Consider the following 7,907-nt stretch of genomic DNA (forward strand, 5'->3'; position numbering starts at 1 on the left):
TACCCCCCATGCCGATGCGCTGGTTTCCGGTGATCCATGTCAGCAGGCTGACGATCCCAGGGCCCATCCAGACGGTCACTGTGCCGGCAATCGCATACAACCCGAAGAACTCGCCGATCCGCTCTCGGGGCGCGATGTGCACCAGCATGTATCGGCTGGACGAAATCGACGCGACCACGGCGATGGCCACCGGGATCACGAATAAGAAGTAGACGATATCCGACAGCGTGTCGAAGAATGGGCTTCCCCACACGGGCTCGCCGCTCGGGATCAACCCGAATAGCAAGGAGTCCGGCGTGATCGAAAGCTGGACGAGCAGGAGGATGACAAGCGCGGAAATTTCCCAGACGAGGGCCATTTTCGGTCCGAGGAACCGGTCGAGATAACCGCCCACGAAACCGCCGACGGCGCCGAACAGAACGCCCGTGATGCCGTAGAACAGGATTTCGACGCCAGACCAGCCGAGGAATGTGCTGGCAAAGACCGCGCCGAGGGTAAGCAGCGCTGACATAGCGTCCGCATAGATTGTCCGCGCGATCAGGAAGCGCATAGTCTGCGGGTGTTCCTTGAAGAGGCCCGCAAGATAGTTCCTGAATACGCGCGCGCGTTCGAACACGGAGTGGCGTTTTTCACCGCCGACCGGTTCACCGAGAAAGACATCGGCCGCCGCCCGCTTCCAGGAAAGGCCGCCGGGGGCGCCGTCCGGCATGAACAGGAAAAAAGGTATGATCAGGACGATCATCCAGACGGCGACAAACGGCCCCGCAAAGCGTTGCGGCGCGTTAGTTTCCCGGTCGAGCGCAATGAGCTGCTGGTCTGCCGCAAAGGGCAGTCCCGTGCCCGGCAGCAGCAGACCGAACAGGAAAAAGAACAGGATGCCGACACTCAGGAGATTGCCCGTCGAAAGGCCCAGACCTGAAATATAGGGTAGCGCGCTTGGCCGGCCAGCGGAGGGCAGCATCGCGTTGTGCAGCACTTCCGAGTATCCGTAGCAGCAATAGGCAACCGCAAGGATCGCCATCGTCGGCCACATGGTGAAGGGGCCTTCCGGGCGCGCCCACCAGAGCGCAAGCGAACATAAGGCCAGTAGCCCGATGAAGAACATCAGGGGCGGTTTGCGGCGCCCTGCCTTGTCGGCGATGACGCCCAGAAACGGCGCAGTGAGCGCCGTGACGATACCCGCGATTGTTATGGTCAGGCCGGACAAGCTGAGCGCGTCGGCGCCCCCGCCTGCAAGCACGGACGCGAAATATGGCGCAAAAATATAAATGACGATGAGGTTGTAATAGGGATTACGGGCGCCCTCGAAGATGGCCCAGGCGAGGCCCTTTACTCCGAACGGGCCGCCATCCACGTCAGGTCGCGTTGAAACCGCAGGCGCATCGAGCACAACTTGCGCCATCAGAAATCCTCCCGGCGCACGTCTCTGCGCTTATCGCTGCGAAGACTATCTGTTCGCGGTGAAAGGGGAAGCGGTCTTGAGCGGTGACCCGGCGTCAGCCCTTCAGTTTTGCCGCAAGCTCGCCCGCGTACTTCGTGATGTCCCCTGCCCCGAGGCAGACCACCATCGCGCCGGGCACGGCAAGCGCACGGACTTTCTCTGGAAGCACGGTCAGGCTGCTCAGCGCTTCGGCGCTCTTGTGCCCATGCCGGCGGATTGAATTGACCAGCGCCTCGCTCGTCACACCCGGGATCGGCGTCTCACCCGCTTCGTAGACCGGCGCAACCAGCACATGGTCGGCCGCATCAAAGCAGGTAGAGAACTCCTCGAACAGGTCATGCAGCCGCGAATAGCGGTGCGGCTGGCAGACGGCGATCAGCGTGCCCTTCCCCAGCATCGAACGGGCGGCTTTCAGCACGGCAGCAATCTCGACCGGGTGGTGGCCGTAATCGTCGATCACCTTCACGGAGGGCTTGCCCGCGACCGGTGTCCAGTCGCCGACCTGGGTGAATCGCCGTTTGACGCCGCCGAATTTGGCGAGCGCGGTGCGCATCTGATCGTCAGTCGCGCCCAGCTCCAGCGCAACGGCGATCGCCGCCAGCGTGTTCTGAACATTGTGTTCGCCTGCCATCGGGAGGGTGAAATCGCGGATCACCTTCGGAGCGCCGGCGGGGCGGCGTATCTCGACATCGAAATGTGCGCCGTTGAGGTCGGTGCGCAGATTGGTTGCCCGCACATCGGCCTGCAGGTTGAACCCATAGGTGATGCGACGCCGGTCGGTCACGCGCGCGGCAAGTGCCTGCACTTCCGGATGATCCGTGCACAGAACCGCGAATCCATAGAATGGCAGGTTCTCGACGAAAGTGTCGAAGGCCTCCCTGAGGCGGTCCATGGTGGCGTAATGGTCCATGTGTTCGGCATCGATGTTGGTGACGACGGCGCAGGTCGGCGACAGCTTGGCAAAGGTGCCGTCGCTTTCGTCGCTTTCCACAACCATCCAGTCACTCTCGCCCGCCTTGTAGTTTGAGCCGTAGGCATGGATGATGCCGCCATTGATCACGGTCGGGTCGATCCCTGCCCCGTCCAGCAGGCAGGCCACCAGCGAGGTTGTGGTCGTCTTGCCATGCGTGCCGGCAATGCAGACCGTATATTTGAGCCGTGTAATCTCGGCGAGCATGTTGGCGCGGCGCACAACGGGGATGCCGGCCGCCCGCGCGGCCTGCACTTCCGGATTGTCGCGCTTGATCGCCGACGAGATGATTACGGTTCCGGCGCCAGTCACGTTCTCCGGCTTGTGCCCGATGAAAACTTTCACACCGCGCGCGCGCAGCCGCTCCACGTTCGCACTGTCGGCGACGTCCGAGCCCTGAACCTGATAACCCATGGTCAGCATCACGTCCGCGATGCCGGACATGCCGATACCGCCGATGCCGACAATATGCGCCGGGCCGACTGAGAAAGGTGTGGGGGCGGTCATTCTGGTCTCGCTCCTAGATGGTCCGGCGTGTCAGCGACATGAAAAGAGCGGCAATTGCTGCCAGCAACATTATGCCGATGATCAGCGTCAATACACCTTCGTTGACCGATCCGCTCGCATAAGTGCGCTCCGTGCCGGAGTTCAGCGCTTCGGTATGCGAAAAGAATGACATCCAGAAGATGCCGACCGTGAAGCCCCAGGCGGCGGAAAGCAGGCGCGACGATCCCTGGGTGAGCGTGCGCAGTCCGCCCCAGATCAGTGAACCCGCGGCGACGAAGTCGACGATCCAGAAAGGCCAGGGTTGCCAGTTGCCCCAGTTGCGCACGATCTCGGCAATCGCGAGGAACAGGCCAAAGCCCAGCGCCAGAAAAGCAGAGTTGCGGATCACAGCTCGGCGATCCTTTCGGCCATGTTGGCAAGTTCTCTTGCTGCGTCTGGCTTGGCGGCAGACTTTGCCGCCGCCGCGCGGGCCATCAGGTCGTCCGGGTCCGAGAACCGCGCCGCGATCAGGGCGCCCAGCAGCTTCGGCGTCACGTTCGCTTCCAGCAGCATGTCCGCTGCGCCCACTTCGGTCAGCGCTTCGGCATTGGCCACCTGGTGATCGTCCATAGCGATGGCGAGCGGGATCAGGATCGACGGCCGGCCGACCGCTGCCAGCTCACTCACCGTGCCGGCGCCGGAGCGGGCGATCACGAGGTGCGCTTCGGCCAGCCGTTCGGGCATGTCGGAAAAGAACGGCGCCAACTCGCAGTCGATCTTCGCCGCGCGGTAGATGGCCTGCACTGCGCCGACCTGCTCTTGCCTCACCTGCTGGACCACCTTGATGCGGGCCATCAGCGGCGGCGGCAATTGCTGGGCAATCGCCAGCGGGACGATTTCCCCGATGATGCGCGAACCCTGGCTCCCGCCGGTGACGAAGATGTTCAGTACATCGTCCATCGGCGGAAAGGGCCGGCTCGCCGCCGCGAGGATTGGCGCGCGCACCGGATTACCCACGGCCAGATGCGCAGAGCCGGGGGGCAGAAAGTCCAGCCGCTGGAAACCGCTGGCAACCAGCTTGGCATGCCGGGCAAACTGGCGGTTGACCCGCCCGAGCACGGCGTTCTGTTCATGGATGATGATCGCGATTCCGGCGCGGCGCGCCGCTGCCAGGGCCGGGAAGGCGGGATAGCCCCCGAAGCCCGCGACCAGCGCCGGGCGGTGCTGTTTCAGGAGGCGGGACGCCTTGCCGATCCCGGCATTGATCTTCAGGGCGGCGCCCGGAACCGTCCAGGGCTTGCGGAAATTCGGGGAGGCCGCCTCGATCTCTTCCTTCCAGTCGGCCGGGAAGTCGGTGGCATAGCGCAGCCCGCGCGAATCCGAGATCAGCGCCGTCTGCCAGCCGCGTGCGCGCAGCTCGTCCGCGAAGGCGCGGGCCGGAAACATGTGGCCGCCCGTCCCGCCCGCAGCGATGACGACCAGCTTTTCTCGGGGTGGTCTAGCCATACGGCCCGCGGCTCCTCGTGCCTTCTCCGCGCACGAGAGCAAGCGCAAGGCCGAGCGTCAATCCCATGCCCACCATGGCGCTGCCACCGTAAGAGATGAAGGGCAGGGTCAGGCCGGTGGGCGGCACAACCGCGAGGTTGACGCCGATATTGACGGCGGCCTGGATCGCAAACAGCGCAAACAGACCGGCCGCTGCCGTGCGCACGAACCCGTCCTCGATGCGGGCCGCCGAGCGGAAGCCGCGGATCGCAATCAGACCGTAGATGGCCATGACGGCGACAATGGCGACAAGGCCGAACTCCTCGGCGATAACCGCGAAGATGAAATCGGTGTGCGCCTCGGGAATCTGCAGTTTCACCTGCCCCTCACCCGGCCCGGTACCGAACAGGCCGCCCCGCCCGATGGCCTCAATCGTCTTCTCGATCTGGAACGTATCCACCGAACTTGGGTTCAGGATCGTGTTCACCCGCACTTTCACATAAGGCAGCAGATTGTAGAGCGTGACAGCCAGCACCGCGCCGCCCGCGCCGAACCCGATGATCCAGCGCTTCGGCAAGCCGCTGACGAAGAAGGCCGTGAGGAAGGCCATCGACACAAGCGCCGCGCCGCCGACATCCGGCTGCAGCAGAAAGAGGCCGAGCGTCACGGCGTAGAAGACAAAGGACGCGGCCGCCCATGGCGCGGCCGGATACCGGTCGCGCTGGGACAGCAGCCAGCCGCACAGCACGATCAGCGTCGGCTTGACCATCTCGCTCGGCTGAACCGAGAAGGCGCTGAACCGCAGCCAGCTCTGCGCGCCGTTCACTTCATGGCCGATCAGGAGAATGACAGCCATCAGCACGGCCGATGTCAGGAAGATCACGATCGCGAGGCGGCGCGCCCATTTGCGTTCCAGTACACTGACCGACAGCATCAGCCCGACGCCGATGGCGGCATGCACCGCCTGACGATAGGTGAAATGGTAGGGGTCTTCATAGCCGATGCGCGCAGCGGCGGAGGGGCCAACCGCCAGCGACATCAACAGGCCGATACCGGTGAGCAGCAGGATGCCGGCGACGAGACCCCAGTCGAGGGTGCGGCGCCATTCGGTGAACCAAGAGGAATCCGACCGGGGCAGCAACGGTGCGGAAGCGGTATGCGTCACGCTGACTCCTTCAGCGCAGCAGGCTGCATAGCGCGGACAAGACTACGGAAGACCTCGCCGCGATGCTCGTAGTCCTTGAACTGATCAAAGCTGGCGCAGGCCGGCGACAGCAGAACGACGGGCGAGGCATCCCCCGATGCCTTGGCGTCGCGGAAGGCCTGGTCTACGGCGCGGTCCAGCGTACCGCAGGCCTGCACCGCGACCTTGCCCTTAAGGGTCGCTGCGAAAGCGCCCTCCGCCTGTCCGAAAAGGTAGGCCTTGGTGATGTTGGGAAAGAGCGGCGCGAGCGGGCCGATACCTTCGGCCTTGGGCACACCGCCGGCGATCCAGTAAATGTTCCTGAACGAACGCAGCGCCTGTTCGGCCGCCTGGGCATTTGTCGCCTTGGAATCGTTGACGAAGCGGACGCCTTCGATGTCGCCGATATTCTCCATCCGGTGCGCAAGGCCCGGGAAGGATTTCAGGCCCGCCATGATCGTCGCCGGGTCAAGCCCCAGCGCGCGGCAGGTCGCATACGCCGCCGCTGCGTTCTGGAAATTATGCCGCCCCTGCAACGCCGGGCAGTCTTCCAGCTTGCCGATGAACTCGGCCTTGCCGTTCAGGTTGTCATAGAGACGGCCTTCGACCGCGCTGACACCCTTGCCCAGCGTATAGGTGGAGGAAATCTGCGTCACGCGCTGTGGCCCGCTTGCCGAGAGGCCGATGGCGATGGACTGGGTATAGATGTCGTCGAAACCGACCACCGCGACATCATGCGGGGTCTGGTTCTGGAAGATGCGCATCTTCGCAGCCTGGTAGCCATCCATGCCGCCATGACGCTCGAGGTGGTCCGGCGACAGGTTCAGCATCACGGCGACATTGCAGTGCAGGCTTTTGACCAGGTCGAGCTGGTAGGACGACATCTCGAGCACATAGACCGCGTTCGAATGCAGCGCGGCGAGGTCGAGCACGCCGGTACCGATGTTGCCGCCAACGCGGACATCGCGGCCGGCTTCTTTCAGGACGTGGCCGGTGAGGGCTGTCGTGGTCGACTTGCCGTTGGTTCCGGTAATGCCGACGACTTTCGGACGGCCGCGTTCGGGCAGCGCCTGCACGGCCCGGGCGAAGAGTTCCATGTCGCCGATCACCGGTACGCCGGTCATCTCGGCCATGCGCACCAGGCGGTGCGGCTGCGGAAACTTATAGGGAATGCCGGGCGACAGGACGAGCGCGGCGAAGGTCTGCCAGTCACGCTTGTTGATGTCCGACAGGGCAATCCCGGCCGCTTCGGCCTTGGCGCGCGTCTCCTCGTTATCATCCCAGGCATGGACACGCGCGCCGCCGGCCTTCAGGGCCTTGGCCGCGCTGAGACCTGTGCGGCCAAGGCCGTACACAGCAACGTCTCGTCCAGCGTATTCGGTGATCGGGATCATCGCGTGGCCATCACCTCAGCTTCAGGGTGGCAAGGCCTGCGAGGGCGAAGAGAACCGAGAGGATCCAGAAGCGGACAACAACACGTGTTTCCGGCCAGTTCTGCTTCTGGAAGTGATGGTGCAGCGGCGCCATCAGGAAGATGCGCTTGCCCTCCCCGGTCAGGCGCTTGGTGATCTTGAACCAGCCGATCTGGGTCAGCACCGACAGCGCCTCGAGCACGAACAGGCCGCCGATCACCACCAGCGCGAACTCGTGCTTGGTCACCACGGCGACAACGCCGAGCATGCCGCCGAGGCCGAGCGAACCGGTATCACCCATGAACACCTTGGCGGGGTAGGCGTTGTACCAGAGGAAACCCATGCCGGCGCCGATCATCGAGCCGAGCACGACCGCAAGTTCCCCGGCCCCCGGTGCGAACTGGATGCCCAGGTACTGCGCGAAGACAAAGTTGCCGGTAAGATAGGCGATCATCGCATAGGCGGCCGCCGCAAAGGTCATCGGCACAATCGCGAGGCCGTCCAGCCCGTCCGTGAAATTCACGGCATTGGCGGCACCGACAATCACGATCATGCCGAATACGATAAAGAACCCTCCCAGAGGGAGGAAATAATTGTTGACGAAGGGCACCGCGACGCCGCCGGAGAAATCCGGATCGGCCGGCTCGACGGAGGTCTGCGGTGCGAGTGCCGCGATCCATTCGGCGAGCGGATTGAGCGGTCCCCACTGGGCATGGCCCGCCGGCGTGTGAGCGCCGTGCAGACCCATGATGATGGCGCAGGCGAGGGCGGCAATGGCGAACCCGGCGAGCAGGCGCGCACCAGCGGAAACACCATCCGTCGATTGCTTCGTCACTTTCGCAAGGTCATCGAGGAAGCCGAGAAAGGCAAAGGAGAAGGTGACAAACAGCGTAACCCAGACATACGGGTTCGAGAGGTTGCCCCAGAGCG

7 protein-coding genes are annotated in these 7,907 nt (G+C 64.0%); all 7 read right to left on the minus strand.

Annotation, left to right across the window (positions count from 1 at the left end):
* Positions 1–1,402: MFS transporter (locus WEA77_RS01865; protein ID WP_368066174.1), on the minus strand; the 1,402-nt coding region annotated here is incomplete at its 3' end.
* A gap of 94 nt (positions 1,403–1,496) precedes the next feature.
* Positions 1,497–2,918, minus strand: a complete 1,422-nt coding sequence (gene murC / locus WEA77_RS01870) for a UDP-N-acetylmuramate--L-alanine ligase (RefSeq protein WP_368066175.1) — start codon at positions 2,916–2,918, stop codon at positions 1,497–1,499.
* 13 nt (positions 2,919–2,931) lie between these two features.
* Positions 2,932–3,306, minus strand: coding sequence for a hypothetical protein (locus WEA77_RS01875; protein WP_368066176.1), 375 nt, complete (start codon positions 3,304–3,306; stop codon positions 2,932–2,934).
* On the minus strand, positions 3,303–4,403 hold the full coding sequence (gene murG, locus WEA77_RS01880) for an undecaprenyldiphospho-muramoylpentapeptide beta-N-acetylglucosaminyltransferase (RefSeq protein ID WP_368066177.1): 1,101 nt from the start codon (positions 4,401–4,403) through the stop codon (positions 3,303–3,305). The genes WEA77_RS01875 and murG overlap by 4 nt, the downstream gene beginning before the upstream one ends.
* Positions 4,396–5,547 (minus strand): FtsW/RodA/SpoVE family cell cycle protein, encoded by a 1,152-nt coding sequence (locus WEA77_RS01885; protein ID WP_368066178.1) that lies wholly within the window; start codon positions 5,545–5,547, stop codon positions 4,396–4,398. The genes murG and WEA77_RS01885 overlap by 8 nt, the downstream gene beginning before the upstream one ends.
* Complete coding sequence (gene murD, locus WEA77_RS01890; RefSeq protein WP_368066179.1) at positions 5,544–6,959, minus strand: UDP-N-acetylmuramoyl-L-alanine--D-glutamate ligase; 1,416 nt, start codon at positions 6,957–6,959, stop codon at positions 5,544–5,546. The genes WEA77_RS01885 and murD overlap by 4 nt, the downstream gene beginning before the upstream one ends.
* A gap of 10 nt (positions 6,960–6,969) precedes the next feature.
* The coding region (gene mraY / locus WEA77_RS01895) for a phospho-N-acetylmuramoyl-pentapeptide-transferase (RefSeq protein WP_368066180.1) at positions 6,970–7,907 on the minus strand (938 nt) is incomplete at its 5' end.

Origin of the sequence: Hyphomonas sp. (assembly GCF_040882205.1) — a bacterium.
Lineage (GTDB): Bacteria > Pseudomonadota > Alphaproteobacteria > Caulobacterales > Hyphomonadaceae > Hyphomonas.

Coding starts and splice junctions, on each gene's coding strand:
- murC (WP_368066175.1), bottom strand. CDS start 2,918: ATGACCGCCCCCACACCTTTCTCAGTCGGCCCGGCGCATATTGTCGGC.
- murG (WP_368066177.1), bottom strand. CDS start 4,403: ATGGCTAGACCACCCCGAGAAAAGCTGGTCGTCATCGCTGCGGGCGGG.
- murD (WP_368066179.1), bottom strand. CDS start 6,959: ATGATCCCGATCACCGAATACGCTGGACGAGACGTTGCTGTGTACGGC.